Annotated in this window: 17 protein-coding genes and 1 pseudogene; 4 read left to right on the top strand and 14 right to left on the bottom strand. The window is 48.4% G+C overall.

Annotated elements, in window-relative coordinates; all coding sequences use genetic code 11:
* Positions 1-6: 6 nt before the first annotated feature.
* The 5 genes from KXJ70_RS01915 to KXJ70_RS01935 all read right to left on the bottom strand — a co-directional run bounded on the left by KXJ70_RS01915 (position 7) and on the right by KXJ70_RS01935 (position 6,777).
* On the bottom strand, positions 7-879 hold the full coding sequence (locus KXJ70_RS01915; protein ID WP_219041767.1) for a metal-dependent hydrolase: 873 nt from the start codon (positions 877-879) through the stop codon (positions 7-9).
* A gap of 247 nt (positions 880-1,126) precedes the next feature.
* Positions 1,127-1,873 carry a nuclear transport factor 2 family protein gene (locus KXJ70_RS01920; RefSeq protein ID WP_219041768.1) on the bottom strand — a complete coding sequence of 249 codons (747 nt, stop codon included), beginning with the start codon at positions 1,871-1,873 and terminating at the stop codon, positions 1,127-1,129.
* Between the two features lie 327 nt (positions 1,874-2,200).
* Positions 2,201-2,836, bottom strand: a complete 636-nt coding sequence (locus KXJ70_RS01925) for a hypothetical protein (protein ID WP_219041769.1) — start codon at positions 2,834-2,836, stop codon at positions 2,201-2,203.
* Between the two features lie 103 nt (positions 2,837-2,939).
* The gene (locus KXJ70_RS01930; protein WP_219041770.1) at positions 2,940-5,234 is read right to left on the bottom strand and encodes a TonB-dependent receptor; all 2,295 of its coding nucleotides are present in this window, start codon (positions 5,232-5,234) and stop codon (positions 2,940-2,942) included.
* A 709-nt stretch (positions 5,235-5,943) separates the two neighbouring features.
* Positions 5,944-6,777, bottom strand: coding sequence for an OmpW/AlkL family protein (locus KXJ70_RS01935; protein ID WP_219041771.1), 834 nt, complete (start codon positions 6,775-6,777; stop codon positions 5,944-5,946).
* A 596-nt stretch (positions 6,778-7,373) separates the two neighbouring features.
* On the opposite strand from KXJ70_RS01935, the gene KXJ70_RS01940 reads away from it, so the two are divergent.
* The 3 genes and pseudogenes from KXJ70_RS01940 to KXJ70_RS01950 form a co-directional block, all read left to right on the top strand.
* Positions 7,374-8,282 (top strand): LysR family transcriptional regulator, encoded by a 909-nt coding sequence (locus KXJ70_RS01940; RefSeq protein WP_219041772.1) that lies wholly within the window; start codon positions 7,374-7,376, stop codon positions 8,280-8,282.
* A 54-nt stretch (positions 8,283-8,336) separates the two neighbouring features.
* Positions 8,337-8,654 (top strand): response regulator transcription factor, encoded by a 318-nt coding sequence (locus KXJ70_RS01945; RefSeq protein ID WP_219041773.1) that lies wholly within the window; start codon positions 8,337-8,339, stop codon positions 8,652-8,654.
* Between the two features lie 675 nt (positions 8,655-9,329).
* Positions 9,330-9,563: pseudogene (locus KXJ70_RS01950) on the top strand (IS66 family transposase); the annotation flags it as partial.
* Positions 9,564-9,842: 279 nt separating this feature from the next.
* Here the strand turns inward: KXJ70_RS01950 and KXJ70_RS01955 are convergent.
* The 3 genes from KXJ70_RS01955 to guaB form a co-directional block, all read right to left on the bottom strand.
* Positions 9,843-10,571, bottom strand: a complete 729-nt coding sequence (locus KXJ70_RS01955; protein ID WP_219041774.1) for a methyltransferase domain-containing protein — start codon at positions 10,569-10,571, stop codon at positions 9,843-9,845.
* A 111-nt stretch (positions 10,572-10,682) separates the two neighbouring features.
* Positions 10,683-12,266 (bottom strand): glutamine-hydrolyzing GMP synthase, encoded by a 1,584-nt coding sequence (gene guaA, locus KXJ70_RS01960; RefSeq protein ID WP_219041775.1) that lies wholly within the window; start codon positions 12,264-12,266, stop codon positions 10,683-10,685.
* Between the two features lie 103 nt (positions 12,267-12,369).
* Positions 12,370-13,836 (bottom strand): IMP dehydrogenase, encoded by a 1,467-nt coding sequence (gene guaB, locus KXJ70_RS01965; protein ID WP_219041776.1) that lies wholly within the window; start codon positions 13,834-13,836, stop codon positions 12,370-12,372.
* A gap of 109 nt (positions 13,837-13,945) precedes the next feature.
* On the opposite strand from guaB, the gene xseA reads away from it, so the two are divergent.
* Positions 13,946-15,298, top strand: coding sequence for an exodeoxyribonuclease VII large subunit (gene xseA / locus KXJ70_RS01970; RefSeq protein WP_219041777.1), 1,353 nt, complete (start codon positions 13,946-13,948; stop codon positions 15,296-15,298).
* A 21-nt stretch (positions 15,299-15,319) separates the two neighbouring features.
* Here the strand turns inward: xseA and KXJ70_RS01975 are convergent, their stop codons facing one another.
* The 6 genes from KXJ70_RS01975 to thrC form a co-directional block, all read right to left on the bottom strand.
* Positions 15,320-15,508: a hypothetical protein gene (locus KXJ70_RS01975; RefSeq protein WP_219041778.1), complete on the bottom strand. Its 189-nt coding sequence runs from the start codon at positions 15,506-15,508 to the stop codon at positions 15,320-15,322.
* Between the two features lie 302 nt (positions 15,509-15,810).
* Positions 15,811-16,464, bottom strand: coding sequence for a Crp/Fnr family transcriptional regulator (locus KXJ70_RS01980; RefSeq protein ID WP_219041779.1), 654 nt, complete (start codon positions 16,462-16,464; stop codon positions 15,811-15,813).
* 157 nt (positions 16,465-16,621) lie between these two features.
* A complete protein-coding gene (lysS, locus tag KXJ70_RS01985) occupies positions 16,622-18,118 on the bottom strand; it encodes a lysine--tRNA ligase (protein ID WP_219041780.1) in 1,497 nt (498 codons plus the stop codon).
* A gap of 162 nt (positions 18,119-18,280) precedes the next feature.
* Positions 18,281-19,379, bottom strand: a protein-coding gene (prfB, locus tag KXJ70_RS01990; RefSeq protein ID WP_219041781.1) for a peptide chain release factor 2 whose coding sequence is annotated in 2 segments (ribosomal slippage) — positions 18,281-19,303 and positions 19,305-19,379 — 1,098 coding nt in all. Because the reading frame shifts where the segments join, the coding sequence is not laid out codon by codon here.
* Positions 19,380-19,504: 125 nt separating this feature from the next.
* The gene (gene recJ, locus KXJ70_RS01995) at positions 19,505-21,277 is read right to left on the bottom strand and encodes a single-stranded-DNA-specific exonuclease RecJ (RefSeq protein ID WP_219041782.1); all 1,773 of its coding nucleotides are present in this window, start codon (positions 21,275-21,277) and stop codon (positions 19,505-19,507) included.
* The gene (thrC, locus tag KXJ70_RS02000) at positions 21,240-22,637 is read right to left on the bottom strand and encodes a threonine synthase (protein ID WP_219041783.1); all 1,398 of its coding nucleotides are present in this window, start codon (positions 22,635-22,637) and stop codon (positions 21,240-21,242) included. The genes recJ and thrC overlap by 38 nt, the downstream gene beginning before the upstream one ends.
* Positions 22,638-22,686: the final 49 nt, after the last annotated feature.

A 22,686-nucleotide genomic window follows, 5' to 3' on the forward strand; every position in this document is an offset into this window, starting at 1 on the left:
TTAAACTCAAGCAGGAATAGTTTCTCTTGCCCGTGCAGCCATTTTATTCAGATCTAAGGTTTCAGAGGCAATGGTTAGTACTTCTTCGCAGCCTGGTGGCGCATTCAAATTTTTAGGATTGTACCAGGGTGAACAGGCCCGCAAAATTCTCGGCGCAATAAAGAAAAACATACTAGAGTACGAACTTACTTTGCGAAGAAATGCCTTGGGACCGCGCTCCATACGTCCGGCCTTCTTATCTTCATTCTGCATGTATTCACTTAATGGAAAAGCAAACCCGATCAAGTGGAAGGTTGCTTTGAATATTCCGCGCACTCGCCCCCAATAGGTTCCATACAGCGCTTCAACAACATTGAACGCACAGCAGCGATGTTCGAATTCTTCAGAAAGATGCCAGCGCCAGAGTGATAAGGTAATCATATCCACGTCATTATCCTTAACACGCTTGTTTGCCTGAACAAGGAAATAGCTCGCGAATATTGGTCCTGCCGTTTCAAACCCTTCTGCATAAAGCATGGCGTAACGCAGACCGAATTTTTTATCAAATTCTTCATATTCTGCGCGAAGTTTGTCCGTGTGCTTATCCATTTCAGGATAGTGGCCCAAACCTCGCACCATTTCGTTAAAAGCCATATGGGTTTTTGAATGATTGGCTTCCTGCTTACAAAACAATTCGCAGTCTGCATAAAGATCGTCCCTGTCTTCTGGCAGCAGCTTTTTTGCCTTAGCCAAAGCGCGAATTAAATATCCTTCTAATAGCGGCAAGCCAATACTCACGGCGTTCCAAAATTGAGCTAACTCCGGATCTTTTGGTATCCAATCGACTCTCGCCTGTGAAAAATCACACTCGATTTTACGAGCTTCAGGTTTGATATTCATTGCCTTGTCCTCTTTTTCGACCCCGAAATATTACTTATAGAAACGGAGCCCACTGTCAAAGTTGCAATGCGGCTGCCCGCAAAGGCTTTACCTCATGATTCTATTTGAACATATATTGACCTTAAGATCAATATAAGTTGGCGATACAACAATTGCACGGAGATTTATCCACCCTCCACAAGTCAATCAATCGCGCAAAAAAAGCCCGGCAAAAGCCGGGCAAATCACTCTTGGAGCACCTAGATAATTACTTTTTTAGCCAGAATTTATTTGGCTCAGGAACCACACCTAATTGCACTGCGACACCTCGGAAATTCCAGTAGGTAAACTCTCGAACAACCTTGCGATCTTTGTAACAATGAAAAGTCATTCCACGCGTGTGTGTTGTTTTACCTGTGGCCGGCAAGCCAAGAAAATCGACATAGTGTTCAGATTTCCAAATCCACTGCATCACTCCCCACTCGTCATAGGAATGATCAGCACCTTCCATGGTGTCCTTTGTCCACATATCCCATTCGGCGGCCTGATACTGTGGCGGGCGCTCTAAACGCAGTTGCGACGTTCTATCACCGGCTAAACCGCCGTCGTAGCGAATAACATCAAAATAATGCTTACCTACATTGGACTCTTTATTAAAAGGCAAAAAGGCGTTATACAATTCTTCTTTATCCGTAATGGTTTGGAAAAGTGTAATATCTTCAAAAACAAAGTCATCTGCGTAGTAATGAATTATGCCAGCGGCACCTTCATTGAAAAACGTATCTATCCAATCCTCACCACTAGACATGCCCATACGGCCAGTCCCTTTAAATCCCTTGGCGGCCTGCTCTGCCTCAGCCGCAGAGGACATACCAAACGCGACAGATGGTGCTACACCACCTACCATAATTGCCGCACCCGCCTTTTTTAAAAAAGAACGCCGACCGGCTTCTTTTTTTAATTTTTCTTGTTGCGCCGCTAACTCGCGCCCCTCTTCCAAATACCCAAGATGCATGTTTCCGACCTCTATTTATACTATGTAGTTATATTATTGACTTAAAGATCAATAAATATACTCTCCCATTATCAAACCCCTGTCAATTACAAACTTCCACACTGCCCAAAATATCCGAGAAACCACATTCTTAGACGTAATGATCGGAATATCTGCGCAATAATTCTGATCGACACAGGCTGAACGGATATTGAAAATCAGGATGAAATCGAAGACACAGAATTAAAAACACCTGCGTAAAAATACTCTTATAGCTACAGGATAATTTTACAAACATAAAAAAAGGCGACAAGTAGAACTTGACGCCTTACATATAAAATTAATTTATTACATGGAGAATGGCTGGGTCAAAAATGGCACGCCAGGGAATGCAGAATTACCATTAGTACCGTCGAGGGCAGGTGTTAATATCGTCCCACCACCAAGAAGAAAATCAAATACACCAGCGGGGTTTTCCATCAACACAGCAAGTATAGGTGCCGCGCCGACACCAGCATTCACACCAAGCTCATTCACAGTCGAAAAGACCGCTTCCGGCTCGCCAGCAGCGCCAAAGATAATATTAGTCACGATAGCCTGACCGCCTGCAAGTTGCATTAACTGCGTCTGATCGGGAAGTAAGCGCGGAAGAAAATCACCGTCAACAATAAACGCTAAACCGCCGCCAATACCAGGAATGCTATCAAATCCGCCGGCACCGCCGCCCATTTCAGGTAGACCCGGTAAAGCGTCTAAAGATGGCAAACCAGCCATCCCGCCCATTCCAGCCAAATCAGTTGGAATAGGCAAAGAGTCTAATGAAGGAAGACCACCCGCCCCGCCTGCTAATGGCAGCGCGGACAAGCCACCCAAACCACCGCCAAGGCTGGTTAGAGCAGAAAGATCAGGAAGCTGCGCATGACTTGGACTTGCGCCAAGTACCACCAAACTAGCTACTGCCAACGTGCTTTTAACTAATTTCATATTATTCTCCGGAATTGATTTTCGACACCATCATATTTCTTTTAGCAGTTGTGAGATGTGAAACAACCCACAACCTAACGACATACTTAAGCCTTGCCAACAATCAGTATTTGTACTCAATGCCAACACCGTACATACGTGGTGCCGCATATGATTCACCCACACCAAAGTCCTGACGGAATTTCTGCAAGTGGCTAACTTCGTTGTTCAAGTTCTTGCCCCAGGCATAAAGCTTAAGATTGGTTTCAGGATCATACAAACTAGCGCGCGCATTGGTTTTGGTGTATTCCTCTTCTTCTACATTGTTGTTCGGGTTAAACCAAAAACCAGAGTTATAATAAGCACCTGCGCCAATTTCTGCTTCAAATCTAGATATAGTAAATGAATACGAGATATCAAGTGTGCCGGAAAAATCGGGAGTACGGATAGTGTCTTTGCCAGAGCAATCAAAGGTCCGCTGCAAACCGGTTTCTGGATCAAAACCAGTGCACTCGAACTCATCGTACTCACCGTCCAACCACGTACCTGCAAACGTTAATCGCAAACCATCGACTAATCCCGAGTAGGTAATCTCTGCTTCAGCGCCCTCTACTGTGTACTCAGAGGCATTCTCTAGACGAGTTACACCACCACTCGCTAAAGACAAGATTTGCGAGTGACCGTTTTCAATCGTCGTGCTAAACACGGCAAAGTTGGTGCGCAAATCACCATCGAACCAGTCAGCTTTCAAGCCAATTTCATGTGACTCTGCCTCTTCTGGCTCAATCGCTTCTGGCGCCGCGTTGATATTCAAAGCGTTGTAGTTACCAGATTTAAAGCCCGTTGAGTAACTGTAGTAAAGCATTGAGGTATCGTTGTAACGCCAATCTACACCAGCGCTTGGATTAAAATCATCCCAAGATCTTTCCTCGGCAGGATAATCAAAAACTCGGATAAAATCAGTAGCGCCTATCAAGGGCAGCCCCTGCGCCCGCGCATCTACATAAGATTCTGTAATTTCGCGAGTTTCATCTGAGTAACGACCACCAATACGCGCCGAAATTGTCTCTGTAATATCAAATGTAAACTCAGCAAACGCTGCAAATGCATCGGTTTGAACGCCGCCATACAACACAGCGTTGATATTTTCTGTATCAGACAAGCCAAATGCGCCAAGCCCCAAAGCACCGACTAGATCGTTTAATGCCCCCAGATCCGTGCCGACAAGACCGCTCGCTACTGCCACTGCGTCAATATAGATAGGAGTACGCTGGTCTTTAAACGTATCCTCGACATAGATACCGCCAACCCATGAGAACCAATCTGGGCCCCACTCCGAAGAGTTGAAAACAATCTCTAGAGAATCCGTGTCCGCCGTATTGGGAACCGCCTCAATGATCAGCACTTTCTCTTGTGACAAATCGTAATCCCAGAAGATATTACTGAAGAACTCAGTGTGACCGAACAGGATTTTGGTGTTCACGTACTCAGATAAAATATCGAAAGATATTTGACTAGAGACGGACTCCATCTCGGTGAATACTTCTGTACCCACACCAGTCTCAAAAGGCGTATCGTTCTCAGTTAGCACAGCTTCAAAAGCAGGACTAACGTCGGAATTTGTTAAAGGCACACCATCGGCAGATGAATGGCGAATTTTATAGTGGCTGGCATTCACTTCAAGCCAGTCAGACGGCGCCCAACGTGCAGCGACTTTATAGCCGCGATCATCGTAATCTATATGCTTTTGGCTGGGATCTGGCGTGTAGGTCAGGTAGGTTTCACGATTTGTGTACATGCCCGACAAACCGAAAGCAAATTTATCGCCAACAGGACCAGACACATGGGCCCTGCCCTTCAATAAATTATAATTACCCCCTTCAGCAGCGAGAACAACTTCCGGCTCTTGAAAAGATGGCTTTTTAGTTTCGACAACGATGGCACCGCCAACAGCGTTACGCCCATAGAGTGTACCCTGGGGCCCTTTCAGTACGTTCACGGATTCAACCACACCCAATGACTGCGCTTGGCTTGATGTATATGTAATGTACAGACCATCCATATAGGTAGCAACACTGGAATCAATTGGCCCCTGGAAGGAGTCAGACCCGATACCGCGCAGGAAGATCAAGCTGTAGCTGGCCATCTCGGTAACAATTAGACCGGGCGTGACGTTCTGCAGATCTTTGATATCAGCAACACCTTGCGAGTTAAGAGCGTCGCCGCTGAACGCTGAGATACTGGTAGAGACATCTTGCGTATCGGCAGACATTTTACGCGCCGATACAACCACCTCCTCCAAGGCATTTTTACCATAACTTAATGACGATCCCACTGACACGGCGAGACAAAGGCCAACCGCACTCGCTGTCTTATTTACACCAGAGGACATACCGACGCTCTTCGTTTTTTTTATCATTAACTCTTACCCCAATGCAAAAGCCACAAAAATAACGCAGCTGTTTGACGCAATTTTTTATCTTTCGAAAACCAAGCACTCTCCCGCCTATCCACTCGGGAAACTCGGCTAGGAGACAAGATTCAACCCGAGGTTTAATTTAACACTATTGATTACAGAGTCAATAGCGTTATTGCGAAAATAGAGACTCTGATCACAAACCTAATTCGGCAAGAGTCTCGCTGCTATGCCTAAAAATTAAATAAGCCATTGTTTTTATTGAATAAAATTTGGATTACCGATTATAGACCACTGAAGCGAAACTTATTATTTTATTGACCCACAAATCAACACCATTATTGCTACTGACTCAATAAGAGATAAAAACCACGCATCTTAACTAAGCTACAAGCGCGAGATTCGCACTTCCGACAAACCAATTCCACGATCATAAACAAAGCTGACGATCCAACCGTAGTCAATATAATCGCTAACAAGATGACTATGGTGAGACCAAGAAGCGTCGTTACCCAAGGTTACGAAAAACAATAAACAACTCGTATTTGTTTCAATAAGAAGCAGCTATTACCAGCGAATTCGTCATTTCCGAATTTAGCTTGCGTGATAACGTGGCGCAAATCACCTTGTACGTGAGCGCCGCCAAGTAGATTAGCAAACGCAAAGGGTTTCCTATCGAAAATACTGAACCAAACTTAATTGCGCGGGTTGATCAGCCATCACCCCAACGATAGGAAAGTAGCACGGACGAGATAATCGGGTTCAACTCTAATTTACTGCGGCTTTCAGATAAAAGGGCACCATCTTTTGCGGTAATGGCAATATTCGATGTCGTCTCCAACGCCAAATAAGATACAGAAGCAGATAGGCTCCATCTATCATCCAACTCCATTGCTAGACCAACATTAAATATAGGAGCGATATCAGAGTCTGCCTCGCTATCAATAAATGTTTCGCTCCCGCTTCCGGTCGCCAGCGCCAACACTGAGCCAAAGTTTTGCTTAAGACTTTGCTCAAAACTCTTATTAAGTTCAATATTGTCAAACCAGGTATACATAACACCGACCCCAATATACGGCCGCAAGCGGGCGCTAACATCTCCAAAGCAGTACTGCGCAAGTATTGCTGGGCTCCACTGCCGCACCGTTGCAAGCGGATTGTTCTGCACACCACCAAGGTCGACACTAAGCAACTCACCTGCCACACCGGTCGGACGCACAAGCCCCTGCCCCGACAATTCAAACTCAGCGGGAACGCCACCCTCCAACTTGATAACAAAGTGGTCCGTGAGAAAATACGATAAGGTTAACGCTGGAGTACTGGAGTCATTCACGGATAAAGATGTGCCGGGTGAGCTAAACTCTTGCTCTATTCCGAGCACACTACCAAGCAAGCTGGGGGCAAGTTTTGTATTAAGCGGCGTACTCGACTCCTGCGGTGAAAGAAAAAACCAGCCGCCCTGAACGACTACGTCACCCGCCTTAAGCGCCTGCGCCGTTGGCGCCGCAATAGCAAAACAACACCAGCACCAATTCCGAAGCTTCATTCTCACCCCCGAGCCTCTGCCTAAAGAGCTGATTGGGCGTCATATTGGCAAAGACTGAATATTTGCGAACCATATTATTCAGACCGCCTACTTAGAAATGGTTTACTGAGACACTAGGATTTTTCATTTTTCTATCTCTACCCCTACCGGGCGCATCAATCTGACCGAGTCAATGTGACCGAGTCAAACTAACAAAAGGCATACACTGAAGCCTCTCGCAGCAAGGTCTGCTCAGCACACACCCTGCTGCGCCCGCCAGACACGCAGCATTTGATTTAAATGACTGCTGATCCAATCTGCACTATTGACGATATAAGTATCGCAAACGTGCTACGTAACGATTGAGATGAAAGAACACACGAGTCGCCGATCGCACATCTTTTAGCGACTCACTATTGCTGGACTTGGCAAAACTGCGCGTTTATCCTGCTTATCCCCCTTAAACGGGGGGGTGAGGAGAACTAACGGCGCCCTGCGAGATGGCGGCACAAGCATTCCAAAATGATAAAAATCATGGGGTAGAAGTACGATTGTTTAATCGTCGATCTTCCAAACTTAAATAGGTCCACGGATAGCAAATCTGAGTTTTTCAGCAAATGAGTAATCAACACCTTCCCTCCCTGAATTTGATTCGTGTTTTCGAAGTGGCGGCTCGTCGTATGAGCTTCAAAGACGCGGCGGACGAGCTCTTTGTGTCGCCGCCCGCGGTCAGTCATCAAATTAGAGCTCTTGAAGAAAACCTTGGCGTTACGTTGTTCAAACGGGCAAACCGGAAAATCACGCTGACTCCTGAAGGCAAACGCTACTACCTGCACATTAAACGCGGACTTGACTTAATTCACACCGCGACCTTGGCTGTGCGCAAAGAGAAAAAGCAACGGCGCTTCGTGATTAATACCCTCCCCAATATTGCGAGCCTACTGCTATTTCCCAATATCCATGAATTCCAAGCAGAACACCCTGAATTAAACATTCAGATTGATTCCGACGTATCGAGAATCGATTTAGAGAATTCTGAAACCAATGTAGCCATTCGTCACGAATGTGGTAATGAGCCCGAGCTGACCTATCATCCATTAGTGCAAATTGCCCTCACGCCAATCTGCAGCCGCAGCTACCTTGAGCAACACCCTAAACTACGCAAAGGTGATTTCCGCAACTGCCGCCTCATCAAAATCTCGGGCGACACGTATCAGTGGCCTCGCTGGCAAACCCAATGGAACCTGCTTCCAGACACCCAAAATGAACTCGTTGTCAGCACCGTACAAGCCAGTATCGAAGCTGTTAAAAACAATATTGGCGTAGCGATGGGCTACCTCCCCACGGCGCACCAATTTATGAATAAAGACGACGACCTTGTGCTTCCTATGCCCGACAAGGTGACTCCCCACGGCGAGTGTTTTCTGACTTACTGCAATAGCAATGCTGATGACGAGATCATCAAAGCCTTCTATGACTGGATGGTAAGAATCATCGCCGAAGAATGGAAAGATAAGAAAAACTAACCCGAAGTGTGGTAACTTTTCATTTGTCAGCCCCTCGTTTGCGGGGGAAGATACTTGGCAATCGCAAACAGAAAAGTGATCGCCAAAATGCCCTTAGATAGCCACAATCCAATACAGCAACCGCTTCAAGCCCTCCCGCTCACGCCACGTGAACACGATGTCCTGAGGGAACTCGCGCAGGGTAATAGCAATAAGACAATTGCAAAAACCTTATCCATCAGCACCTATACGGTTGACGGGTATGTAAAGGACATCTTCAGGAAACTGGGGGTTAGAAATCGCTCGATGGCTGCCGTGGTCGCTTTTCATCACGGTATGCTCGAAATGGCGTCTCCGGTAAAACACACCACGCAGGCCCGCGCGAATCTGTAAAGTCAGCCATTTGCCGCTACGCGAAGAGCCAATCGCATCGCCGACGCTGCTAAGGCCATTGTTCAGCACTTGACTGGCTTGCTATAAATGCAAACCATCCGTTCCGACAGATACCTGAATTCATCAAGCGATGAATTGCACATGCGCGACCCGTCTCCCAAATACTTATTTTTACCGAGTGAAGCACACCTTATAGACCACTGTTGAGCTATCAAGTCTCTAAGCAAAAAAGAGGGCAATGCGTAGCTGTCTTATCTCCCACATTAAGCGATGAATCGATCTTAAGCCTATACCGACAGGGCTTTTCGTGCGAGCTGGCGCGAGCCTGAAGGTGCTGAACGTGAAAAGGTTTGGAACTATATGGTCGATTGTTAACCCTTTTATGCAGTCTACCAGACCCAAACCGAACGCATCATTCCTCTGCTGATGCTGAAACCTATAGCGTAAGTACCTGTGTGGCGAAACGTATTTTCAGCACATTTTCCCCATTCAACGCTCGTCCATGACCCACTGGCGCCACCGGCTAGGCGAAGACTTCTGTGCAAGCTTGATCAAAGAATGAAGGTCGCCCATCAAAGCACTTCACACTCGCCATCTCTACCGCGTGGTGGTGGATACCACGGTTCAACCAAAGGCGGTTACCTTCCCTACTGATGTAAAGCTGCGCTATCGCTGAAGTACGCCTGCAAAGTGTGTGAATCCACTGTACGCACCGCAGCATTACCTGCGCAGCCCATTCCAAAGAGCAATGCGAGCCTTGGGCTACTGGCCTATATCGCTACCGCGAAATACCAAGATGCGCTGCCACTGCACCGCCAAGAAAGTATCTTCAAGCGGATGGAGATAGACATTCCCCGCAACACCCTCGCAAACTGGATGATGCGCAGTGGGGAATTGATTGCACCGCTGATCGCCCAGCGTCTTTCACTAAGCACACAGATAACAACATGATGTTTACGCCCAACTATTTTCGGCAAACGCTAAGCACCTGCGGCCAGCGCCGCCGGTGATAAAGTTCTCTTTTCGTTATTATTTTTCCCAAGAATATCGGCACACTAGAGATAGAGTAGTTGAATGACCGCATCGTAACTAACACATGAAACTGTTAGGCTTACAGAAAATTCACGGCACATTAAAGCTGACAAGATATCGTAAGCAAATCATGCAAATTTAAATCGGCTAAGGAGCTTACTTCCTTATCGCAAAGTGAATCTCGCTCTTATTAGTAGAATCGAAATAAATAAGCTCGCCTCCACTGCGCTCCAGCACAAAACCTATCATGCCGATCACGTTTGTTTCATCGTAGGTATAGATATGATGATGACCATCATTATCTTTGAAAGCCTGAATTATATCGGCCTCAGTATGGTTATCGTAAACAACATGATTGTCCGTATTAACGTATACGTCTCGATACTCGTCTACGGTATAACCCCAATGGTTATGCACATATTTTTCTATTAAAACATCAACGTGAGTCGTCTCTCTTTTTCGGTCATAAGTGTATTTTTTATTAGGTATGATCGTGTACACAATGCCGCCAGACCTTAATACCCGTATATAGTCTATAAGGGCAGCTATCGGATTAGAAGAATGCTCAAGTGAATGCGCGGAGAACACGGTATCGACACTGTCCGATTTCACGCTAACAAGTGGAGGCTCGTTGGCGCCGAACACGATATCCACATCGACAAAGTCATCCTTGCGCTGGTGGTAATCAAAATATCCTATTTTCTCAAGCGCACCTGCAGTCTGCTCTTTACTACCAACATCAGCGTATCTAATCGATATCGCATTTGGAAAAAACGCTGGCGCAGAAAGTGCGCCGATCTCTATACACTCACCTCTGCACAACTTTGCGATCGTTTTATTAGCTTGAACTCGTAAACCAAGTCGACGTCGTAACCAATGTTTCATTTCAAGCTTCTACTCCCTCACCTGTTCTGGCTTCCATGCTGCAATACAATCCATATGCACCATTTCTTACTTTCTAATGGCTTTTTGAAAACCAATTCTATTATGTTGTCACTACTCCCATTCAATCGTAGCAGGTGGTTTACTACTGACATCATAAGCTACTCGCGACACTTGTTTGATTTCATTTATGATGCGATTTGATACCGTTTCTAAAAGCTCATAAGGCAAGTGCGCCCAACGCGCTGTCATGAAGTCGATAGTTTCCACTGCACGCAGCGCGATCACATATTCGTAGCGACGGGCGTCCCCTACTACACCGACCGATTTCACGGGCAGGAAGACAGCGAATGCCTGACTAGTCTTGTGATACCAATCTGCGCGGTGCAATTCTTCTAAAAAGATTGCGTCTGCTTCGCGAAGAATATCGGCATATTCTTTTTTTACTTCGCCAAGAATTCGCACACCTAAACCAGGGCCTGGGAAAGGATGGCGGTACACCATGTCGTAGGGCAAACCCAACTCCAAGCCAATGCGGCGCACTTCGTCTTTGAACAACTCGCGCAAGGGCTCTACTAAATCCATTGCCATATCGTCTGGCAATCCGCCCACGTTATGGTGGGATTTAATGACGTGGGCTTTACCGGTTTTTGATGCTGCAGATTCAATAACGTCAGGGTATATAGTGCCCTGCGCAAGAAAGTTAACGTCTTTAAGTTTGGTCGCTTCTTCATCAAAAATAGTAATGAAGGTATTGCCGATAATTTTGCGTTTTTTCTCTGGGTCAGCTTCGCCAACGAGCTTGCTCAAAAACGCGTCTTCGGCGTCGGCGCGAATCACCTTAACACCCATGTTTTTAGCGAACATATCCATGACCTGATCGCCTTCATTTTTGCGCAACAGGCCGTTATCGACAAATACACAGGTGAGCTGCTCGCCAATAGCCTTATGCAGTAAAGCGGCCACTACCGAGCTATCTACACCACCAGACAAACCCAATAATACTTTTTGCGTGCCGACTTGCGCGCGCACTTTTTCAATCGCGTCTTCGACAATATTAGCTGGCGTCCAAAGTGCATCGCAGCCGCATAGCTTTAATACGAAATGTTCAAATATACGCTGTCCCTGAAGCGTATGAGTCACTTCTGGATGAAACTGCACCCCGTAGAATTTCTTGTCTTCACACTGCATGGCGGCGATTGGGCAAGACGGTGTTGAGGCCAACACTTCGAAGCCTTCCGGTAGACGAATCACTTTGTCGCCGTGACTCATCCACACGTCTAATAATGTTTTGCCGTCTTTAGCATCAAGATGATCGGCAATATCCAAAGTTAAGGCACTGCTGGTTTCGAGTTTGATTTGCGCGTAACCAAACTCGTGTACTGGTGACCCTTCGACTTTGCCACCCATCTGCTCAGCCATGGTTTGCATGCCATAGCATATGCCTAATACGGGCACACCAAAATCGAACACTTTTTGCGGTGCGCGGGGCGAACCTAGTTCCGTGACTGACTCTGGGCCACCCGCCAAAATAAAACCGCTAGGATTAAATTCTTCAATATCTGCGTCATCGATATCAAAGGCGCGAATTTCACAGTACACCCCAATTTCGCGAATACGACGTGCGATAAGCTGAGTATATTGCGAGCCAAAATCTAGGATCAAAATTCGATGGGCGTGGATATCAGGGATGGACACAGTGATTCTCTCTACAGGGCTCACAACGATTGTGAGCATAAATAAAACAGCAAACCCGCTGCGTTAGCGGGTTTGTAAATTCCACACAAAAAAAACGGTTCCATTAGGTCGGGTAGTTCGGCGCTTCTTTGGTAATGCTAACATCGTGAACATGACTTTCGTTCATACCTGCAGATGTTACCCGCACAAATTCAGGAACGGTGCGCATCGCTTCCATATCAAGGCTACCTGTGTAGCCCATTGCTGAACGTAAACCGCCCATTAGCTGGTGCACAATGGCCGACAGGGGGCCTTTGTAAGCCACACGCCCTTCTATACCTTCAGGCACTAATTTTTCAGCACCGTCATCTGCGCTTTGGAAGTAACGATCACTAGAGCCCTGGGTTTTGGTCATTGCACCAAGTGACCCCATACCTCGATATGACTTATAAGTCCGGCCTTGGAAAAGTTCAACTTCGCCGGGTGCCTCTTCAGTACCGGCAAACATTGACCCCATCATAATCGCGCTAGCACCGGCGACCACCGCTTTGGACAGATCGCCAGAGAAGCGAATACCACCGTCGGCAATAAGCGGAACCCCTGTACCTTTTAAAGCCTCAGCAACATTGGCAATCGCACTGATTTGCGGAACGCCCACACCGGTTACAATTCGAGTGGTACAAATCGAGCCTGGGCCAATGCCCACTTTTACCGCGTCGGCACCCGCCTCAATCAAGGCGAGTGCAGCCGCGCCGGTAGCGATATTGCCGCCAATGACGTCAACCTGCGGGTACTTTTCTTTAATCCAGCGCACACGATTCAACACATTCATCGAATGGCCGTGCGCGGTATCGACCACCAACACATCTACACCGGCGGCAACTAAGGCGGCAACTCGGTCATCCGTGTCGGCACTGGTGCCCACTGAAGCACCTACTCGCAATTGACCCGAGCTGTCTTTGCAGGCAAACGGGTAGGTTTGCGCGTTGTTCATGTCTTTTACTGTGATCATGCCGGTAAGTTTGAAATCGTCGTTGACCACCAAGACTTTCTCGATGCGATGACGATGCAGCAACTCACGCGCTACCGCCATATCAACGCCTTCTTTCACCGTGACCAACTTTTCTTTTGGGGTCATCATGCTGGATACAGGGACATCCAGCTCTTCCTGAAAACGCACGTCGCGGCTGGTAACAATCCCAACCAGTTCACCCTTGTCTAAAACCGGTACGCCAGAAATTTTGTGGCGGCGACGCAGTTCAAATAATTCGCTCAGCGGAGCACTGGCTTCGATGGTAATCGGGTCTTTAACAATACCGCTTTCATGCTTTTTAACAGCGCGCACTTCTTGAGCCTGTTGCTCGACTGTCATGCTTTTATGGATAATGCCGATGCCACCTTCTTGGGCCAATGCAATCGCTAAGGCACTTTCGGTAACCGTGTCCATCGCGGCCGAAACCAAGGGTATGTTCAGAGAAATATTGCGAGTCAGCTGAGTCTTTAAGCTAACGTCTTTGGCGGTTACTTCGGAGTAACCAGGGAGTAGAAGTACATCATCAAAGGTGAGAGCTTCTTGGGCAATGCGTAACATATTTTGATTCCGGTGCCGGTGGCTAGAATCCTCGCAATTTTAATTGATGGGCGCCGCTGAGTAAACCGATACTTCGCGATCAAATCCCATATCTTGGTATAATGCGTCAATGACTACACAAGAACCGCCACAAACCCTAAGCGTCAGCCAATTAAACGGCTTGGCAAAACAATTGCTCGAAGACTGCTTTGCGCAGGTCAATGTCACCGGTGAGCTGTCTACCCTATCCCGCCCTAGCTCCGGGCACTGGTACTTCACCCTTAAAGATGACCGCGCCCAAATTCGCTGCGCTTTTTTTAAGGGTAAAAATATGCGGGTTAATTTTAGCCCCGAGCCAGGCCAACAAGTGAGTGTGCGCGGGAAAGTCAGCCTGTACGAGGGCCGCGGCGACTACCAGCTGATTGTCGACAGCATGCAGCCCGCTGGCGCAGGCGCCTTGGCCTTAGCCTTTGAGCAATTAAAACAAGAGTTACTAGCGGCAGGATGGTTCGATACCGACACTAAAAAGCCACTTCCCGACACCATTCGCCATATCGCCGTAGTGACATCACCAACCGGCGCCGCGATTCACGACATTCTGTCGGTATTACAGCGACGTTGGCCCAGCATGCAAATCAGCGTACTACCGGTCCTTGTGCAAGGCGAGCACGCCGCCCAGCAAATTGCTAACGCCATATTGCAAGCCAATATTTGGCAAAGTCAGGGCCGCAAAGACTTTGACGTTATCCTGGTATCTCGCGGTGGCGGATCGCTAGAGGATCTATGGCCCTTCAATGAGCGCATCGTTGCTGAGGCTATTCACAACTCCGCTCTCCCTGTGGTGAGCGCAGTCGGCCATGAAGTGGATTTTAGTATCAGTGATTTTGTCGCCGACATTCGCGCGGCAACCCCGTCTGCGGCTGCTGAATTACTCAGCCCAGATCAAAGTGAATTGGTGTCGAAATTACATTTACTCAAAGGCCGACTCGCCAATAGCCAGCTTCGCAGAATAAACCGCTGGCGAGAACAACTGCTCTCGCTAAGCCGACGTGTACGCGATCCCCGCAGCCAATTGCGGGAGCAAAGTCAGCGCTTAGACGATTTAGAGATTCGTCTTCAGCGCCAGTGGCAACAAACTCAGCGCCAGCGCCAGCAGCGACTAACTGCAGCCATTCAGCAACTGTCACTGCTAAACCCGGAGCGGCAACTCAAAGCGAAATATAAAGAATTGAGCACCCTGAACCACCGCATGCAACATGCGATGAAGCAGCTACTTCAACAACAGCGCCGCAATGTAAAAAACACAGTGCAACAATTGCGGGCACTGGGACCTGAACAAACCTTGAACCGAGGGTATGCCATTATCAGCAACGCCACCGGCACGATTGTTCGCGATGCAGCTATGCTAGAAACAAATCAGCAACTAAATGCAACATTTAGCAAAGGGAAAGCCGAACTGATCGTTCAAAAACTATCTAGCTAGAGTAAGTGCCAACCTTAATTATTATCGTTGGCGCAGTGCGCTGAAAACGGTCACAACACCGCCATCTGAAATCAAACACGGAGCGCCACAATAACTAGTGGACTCGGCCGGACAGGCGCACTCTCTAACGCCGTCACCACACACCTCAAACAAAACGTTCAAACCCAGTCCGCTGACGGTATTCGCCACGCCGGCAATATCGTAGAACACGGCAGTAAATCACGAATCAACAAGTTATCGCCAAGTGGCTCACCACAGCTGGGGGAACTTTCGATCGACCGACACCGGAAGGCATCTCTAGCGAATATCTATATTTCGAAACGAATACGCCACAAAATCTTCTGACCTCAGGGCACAAGACGCAGAAAGCCTTGGTATCGACTCGATGACGTTTGACGTGAAGGTTAGCTGGGAAGGGCTTTGAAAATACATAACGCGAACGTATGGCGCGTCAAAAAATTACGCGCCATACAAAAATTCAGCATATCTGCAATTAGCTATGCTGAATGAGTTTAGTAACTTTCTGGCAGCTTGCGTTTAATAATAATATGGCGACCATCAACATCGATGTATTCGCCGATGGTAAGGTCTTTCAAAATACGCGCTACCATTTCCCGCGAAGAACCGACCCGATCGGCAATTTCTTGTTGGGTGAGTTTTTCATCGATACGCATACTGCCATCTTCTTCCGCTGGCAGCGCCAAACCAGTCAGCACTTTTACTACGCGACCATAAACGTCTTGCAGCGCCAAGCTCTTAACATCGTTTGTTAACTTGCGAATTCGACGGGTAAGATTTTTATTTAAAATGCGCGTGATATTGGGATGCAGATCCAAAATCGCTTTGAAATCCTCTTTATAGATAATGCGAACTTTGCTGGCTTCCATAGCTCGCACCGAGGCCGAACGCTTATCGTCATCAAGCAAGGCGAGCTCGCCAAAATAGTCACCGTGCTCAAGAATATTCAGCACAAAGTCTTTACCACCTTTGTCACTGCAATAGACTTTAACGCGGCCGGACTCGACCACATAAAGTGAATCGGCAACGTCGCCTTCGTGTATTAATACGGTATTTTTTGCAAATTCACGAACCACACTGGTATCGCGTAAAATCTGAATTTCTTCCGGCATCAGACCGTCAAATAAATCGACGTTTTCGATACTCATTCCCACATTCCCCAAAGACGATAAAACGTGGAGGTCACTATAGCATAGTTGCGTAAGCAGCTGTCTAGACAGGTTTTAAGCTGGGCGTCAGAAGTCGAATGTCAGACGCGTGTAATGAGTTCTTTACACGTCCGACGCCAGACTTCCGACCTCAGTCTTACTCTGGTCGCATATGTGGGAACAACAATACATCTCTTATCGACGGCGCATCGGTGAACAGCATCACCAGACGGTCAATACCTATGCCCTCGCCCGCCGTTGGCGGCAGGCCATATTCCAGTGCAGCGATAAAGTCGGCATCGTAATGCATGGCTTCGTCGTCACCGCCGTCTTTTTCAGCAACCTGCGCCATAAAACGCTCAGCTTGATCTTCTGAATCGTTCAGCTCCGAAAAGCCGTTGGCAAGCTCACGGCCGCCCACAAAAAACTCAAAGCGATCCGTCACAAACGGATTATCGTCGTTGCGACGCGCCAGCGGAGATACTTCGGTAGGGTATTCAGTAATGAAGGTCGGCTGATCGAGCTTGTGCTCAACAGTCTCTTCAAAAATTTCGATCTGAATTTTCCCCAGACCCCAGCTATCTTTCACATCAACGCCGAGTTTTTTGGCAATGGCGGTGGCCTGCGCCATATCAGACAATTGTGCTGCGCTGATATCGGCATTGTATTGCAGTACCGAATCGAAAACCGAGAGACGGGTAAACGGTTTGGCAAAGTCGTACTCGCTGCCCTGGTAATTTATGGTGGTAGTACCCAGCACTTCCTGCGCGGTGTTGCGCAACATGGACTCGGTCAAATCCATCATGTCTTTGTAGTCAGCATAGGCTTGGTAGAATTCGATCATAGTGAATTCTGGGTTGTGACGGGTCGATAAGCCTTCGTTGCGGAAGTTACGGTTAATCTCAAAGACCCGCTCAATACCACCGACGACCAAACGCTTTAAATACAATTCTGGAGCGATACGCAAATACATATCCATGCTCAGGGCATTGTGATGCGTCACAAAGGGTTTCGCGCTGGCGCCACCTGGAATGACCTGCATCATTGGCGTTTCTACCTCGACGAAATCGCGCTGCTGTAAGAAGTTGCGAATCGAGCTGATCATTTTTGAGCGAATCGCGAAGGTGCGACGCGAAGACTCATTCATGATGAGGTCGACATAACGCTGACGATAGCGAATTTCTTGATCTTGCAGTCCATGGAATTTATCAGGCAAAGGCCGCAGGGATTTGGTCAGCAGCGAGGTTTCTTTCATGTAAACGTACAGGTCGCCCTTGCCTGACTTATGCACCGGACCGCTGGCAGAAATAATATCGCCAATATCCCAAGTTTTGATTTCGTCCGCTAATTCTTCTGGAAACTGCTTCTTATCCACATAGACCTGAATACGCCCAGTCATGTCTTGCAGCACCATAAACGGCCCGCGCTTAGCCATAATGCGACCGGCGATGCTGGCTTGACGATCTAAAGTCTCTAACTCTTCTTTGCCCTTTTCGCCCAACTCGACCAGCAGACGGTCGGCGTAATCTTCACGACGAAAGGTGTTAGGAAAGGCATTGCGCTTTTCGCGAATCGCACTTAATTTAGCGCGACGTTCAGCGATAAGGCGGTTCTCTTCCTGGGCATTTTCAATTTCGTTGAGATTGTCAGACATGTTAAGTTCCTGGGTCGGGCGTCGGAGGTCGAACGCCGGACGTATTAAAAGCAGCGTGCTGCTTATTTGTATTTGAAAACTAAAGCACCAAGCTTAGCGCTTCACTTAAAATCGTGCGTTGTTCTCGTCAGACATCAGACTTCTGACACCCGACTCGGCCTGTTAAAGACCGAACTTCAAACTTGCTTCAATAAACTGATCTAAATCGCCGTCTAGCACCGCACCGCAGTTACTGGTCTGCACATTAGTGCGCAAGTCTTTAATGCGTTGGTCGTCTAAGACATAGGAGCGAATCTGGCTGCCCCAGCCAATATCCGATTTACTGTCTTCCAGTTCCTGCGCCGCGCTGTTGCGCTTCTGCATTTCCAACTCGTAAAGCTTTGCTTTCAACATTTTCCAGGCGCTGTCGCGGTTCTGATGCTGCGAGCGCTGGTTTTGACACTGCACGACGATGTTAGTAGGAACGTGAGTTAAACGCACCGCCGAATCGGTTTTATTGATGTGCTGACCACCGGCCCCGCTGGCGCGGTAGGTATCGGTACGCACATCCGAGGGATTAATATCTATTTCGATATCATCATCAATCTCTGGTGAAATAAACACCGAACAAAAAGACGTGTGGCGACGATTGCCTGAATCGAAAGGAGACTTACGTACCAGGCGATGAACGCCGGTTTCTGTGCGCAGCCAACCAAAGGCATACTCACCCTGAATATGGATTGTCGCGCTTTTAATTCCTGCTACTTCACCATCTGACAGCTCAACTAACTCAGCTTTAAAACCGCGACTTTCACACCAGCGCAAATACATGCGCAAGACCATATTAGCCCAATCCTGTGCTTCGGTACCGCCGGAGCCGGATTGAATATCCAAATAGCAGTTATTGGGATCCATCTCGCCAGAAAACATACGGCGGAATTCTAATGTCGCTAATGAGGTTTCCAGGCGGTCGACATCAGCCTGCATACCGCTGATGGTATCGTCGTCGCCCTCTTCTACTGCCATATCCAGCAGCTCGCTGCAATCGGCGACGCCACTATCTAACTCGTCAATGGTCTCAACTACTGCCTCTAAAGACGCTCGCTCGCGACCTAAGTCTTGGGCACGCTTTGGGTCATCCCACACTTTTGGGTCACCCAGTTCTAGCTCAACTTCCGTTAAACGTTCTTTCTTGTTGGCGTAGTCAAAGGTACCCCCGAAGCACGTCGGTTCTTTCGCTCATGCTTTTAAGGGATTGGCGTATGGCATTTACTTCTAACATTAAGCAATATCCAGTCAGACGTGGAAAAGGCGGGCATTTTACCTGATGCGCGGCACTGAGCAAAGCGTAGCTATGAATCAGACGAGGCTACAAAGAGCGGAAGTAATTAGATGGCCCTAAAAGTCCTACAATACCACCCGCAGATGGTCGACCAATAATTGCACCGATAGGCGCTCTCTGAACAAATTGCTATCCAGCTTGTACACCAATTCCACTTCGTCAGCCTGCTGATTCGGCCACTGCGCGGTATCAATATTGAAGGCGATTGCATCAATTATTTGCTGATCAGCACCGATTGGAGATAACACCATTTTCAATTGGCGCTCACCCACAATGCGCTGCTGGACAAGGCGAAACCTGCCGTGGAACTTAGGCTCCGGAAAGTTTTGCCCCCACGGCCCAGCGCTGCGCAATAACTCGGCGTGCTCAATGGAAAAATCCGCTGGCAGTAACTCGCCATCGCTATGCACGGCGGCGGTGAGTTGTTCTTCGTTTGTCAGCTCCGCCACAATCGCGTCGAAGGCAATTTCAAATCGCGAGTAATCTGCCTTAGCCAAACTCAATCCGGCGGCCATGGCGTGGCCACCAAACTTATTCAGTAGGCCCGGGTTTCTCTTGGCTAAAAGGTCTAAGGCATCTCGTAAATGCAGGCCGGGAATGGAGCGCGCAGAGCCCTTCATTTCCTCGTCATCTGCGTCTGCAAACGCGATAACCGGTCGATGGTATCTGTCTTTAATCCGCGAAGCCAAAATACCGACCACGCCCTGATGCCAAGTGGGATCGTAGAGGCAAATACCATTGGGAATATGGCTGGCATCCAACTGCAAATGCGCCAACACACGCATGGCGTCATCTTTCATGCTCTGCTCGATGGCACGACGCTCGCGGTTTAAGTCGTCGAGTTCCGCCGCCAAGCTTAGCGCCACATCCTCGTCATCGGTGAGGAGGCATCGAATCCCCAAGCTGATGTCGTCCAAGCGGCCCGCGGCATTTAAGCGCGGACCAAGGGCAAACCCCATGTCGGCAGCAACTAAGCGAGCGGCCTCTTTGCCCGCAACGCGAAGTAAAGCCTTAATACCCGGACGGCAACGACCAGCGCGAATCCGTCGTAAGCCCTGGGTTACCAGCACTCTATTCACCTGCTCAAGTGGCACCACATCCGCGACGGTACCTAGGGCGACCAAGTCTAATAACTCGGCCAAGTTAGGCTCGGGGCGCTCACCAGAAAACCATGCCCGTTCGCGCAACTCGCTGCGCAAGGCCAGTAGCACGTAAAACATCACCCCGACGCCGGCTAGCGATTTTGCCGGAAACGGGCAGCCATGCTGATTGGGATTAACAATTGCCGCCGCATCTGGCAGGGCATCGCCAGGTAAATGATGATCTGTCACTAAGACCGGAATACCGAGCCTAGCCGCGGCAGCAACACCGTCAATACTGGAAATGCCATTGTCGACAGTAATAATTAAATCGGGTTGGCGCTCTGCTGCCACGGCCACAATTTCGGGTGTTAAACCGTAACCGTATTCAAAGCGATTGGGCACAAGGTAATCTACATGCTCCGCACCTAAAGCGCGCAAGCCCAACAGGCCAACACAGGTACTGGTGGCGCCGTCACAATCGAAATCACCCACGATCAACAGACGCTGATTATTTTGTATCGCGTCGGCCAACAAAGTGCAGGCCTGCGGCAAGCCTTTCATATCAGGCTTGGGAAGTTGCTCCAGGCCCGTTTCAATTTGCTTGTCGCTGACCACGCCACGCGCACCGTAGAGTTTTTGCAGCAAAGGGGGAACCGCCGCAGAAAAATCTGTGGCGGCGCTGGTACGCAAAATTATTTTAGGAAAATCAGACACCGACTCAGGCGCGGACGTTGGCAGCGATAAACGCGTGAACATCCGCAATTTTGTTATCGATTACTTCGTAGCGCTCATCCAGGTCGAACAAATCACTCATGTGATGTGGCAGCGCTGGCGCTGTCGGATAGCCCGCTTTCATAACCGCTTCAGGGAATTTCGCGGGATGCGCAGTCGCCAGAGTAATCATTGGCGTGTCCATATCGCGTCGACATTCGCGCGCCGCTTTCACACCAATAGCCGAATGTGGATCTAATAGATATTCACTGGCGTCGTAAATTGAGGCGATTGTTGCAACGGTTTCCGCGTCGTCAACACCGTAGCTGTCAAACAGACCACGCACCTTAGCGAAGGCACTGTCTGGAATAGAGACCGTCTCGGTATTCATGCGCTCCATTAGGTCCGCAATCGCTGCGCCGTCGCGGTCGTAGCAGTCAAACAGCATGCGCTCAAAATTACTGGACACCACGATATCCATGCTGGGCGACAGCGTGTGTTGCAGCTCATGCTTTTCAAATTTATTGCCGCTGATAAAACGGTGCAGAATATCGTTTTGGTTGGTGGCAACCACTAGCTGGTCTATCGGCAAGCCCATACGTTTAGCCAAATAGCCAGCGTAGATATCACCAAAATTACCTGTCGGCACAGAAAAACTCACCGAACGATTGGGTGCGCCAACAGCGTAAGCCGCATAAAAATAGTAAACGATCTGCGCCATAATCCGCGCCCAGTTGATCGAGTTAACCGCCACCAGTTGACGCCCTTCCGGCAGGAAACCTTGATCGGCGAAACTGGCTTTTACCATGGCTTGGCAATGGTCGAAATGGCCACGCAAAGCAATATTGTGAATATTGTCGCCAACCACCGTCGTCATCTGGCGGCGCTGCACTTCTGATACGCGCTGGTAAGGGTGCAGAATAAAAATATCGATATTCGTGCAGCGCTTACAGCCTTGAATCGCCGCAGAACCGGTATCCCCAGAGGTCGCCCCCATAATCACCACTTTTTGCTGTCGGCGCTCTAATACGTAGTCCAGCAAACGCCCCAGCATCTGTAGTGCAAAATCTTTAAACGCCAAGGTTGGCCCCTGGAATAATTCGAGTACCCATTCATTGCGATCAAGCTGCACTAAAGGCGCTATCGCAGGGTGGCGAAAATCCACGTAGGTGTCATCGATAATCGCTTTTAAATCATCGTCCGGAATACAGCCGCCGATGAATGGCTGAATAATCTGGAAGGCCAAATCGGTATACGACAGAGACGACCACGCGGCAATCTGTTCTTTGCTGTATTCCGGTAAGGTTTCTGGCACATACAAGCCGCCGTCTGGTGCTAAACCAGTAAGCAAAACATCTTCAAAATTCAGGGCGGGCGCTTTGCCACGGGTGCTTATGTATTTCACGTGCGATTAGCTCTCAATGTTCGTTAAAAATATGACTGAGCGTTGCGCT

This window comes from Zhongshania aquimaris, assembly GCF_019312595.1.
In the GTDB taxonomy this organism is placed as follows: domain Bacteria; phylum Pseudomonadota; class Gammaproteobacteria; order Pseudomonadales; family Spongiibacteraceae; genus Spongiibacter; species Spongiibacter aquimaris.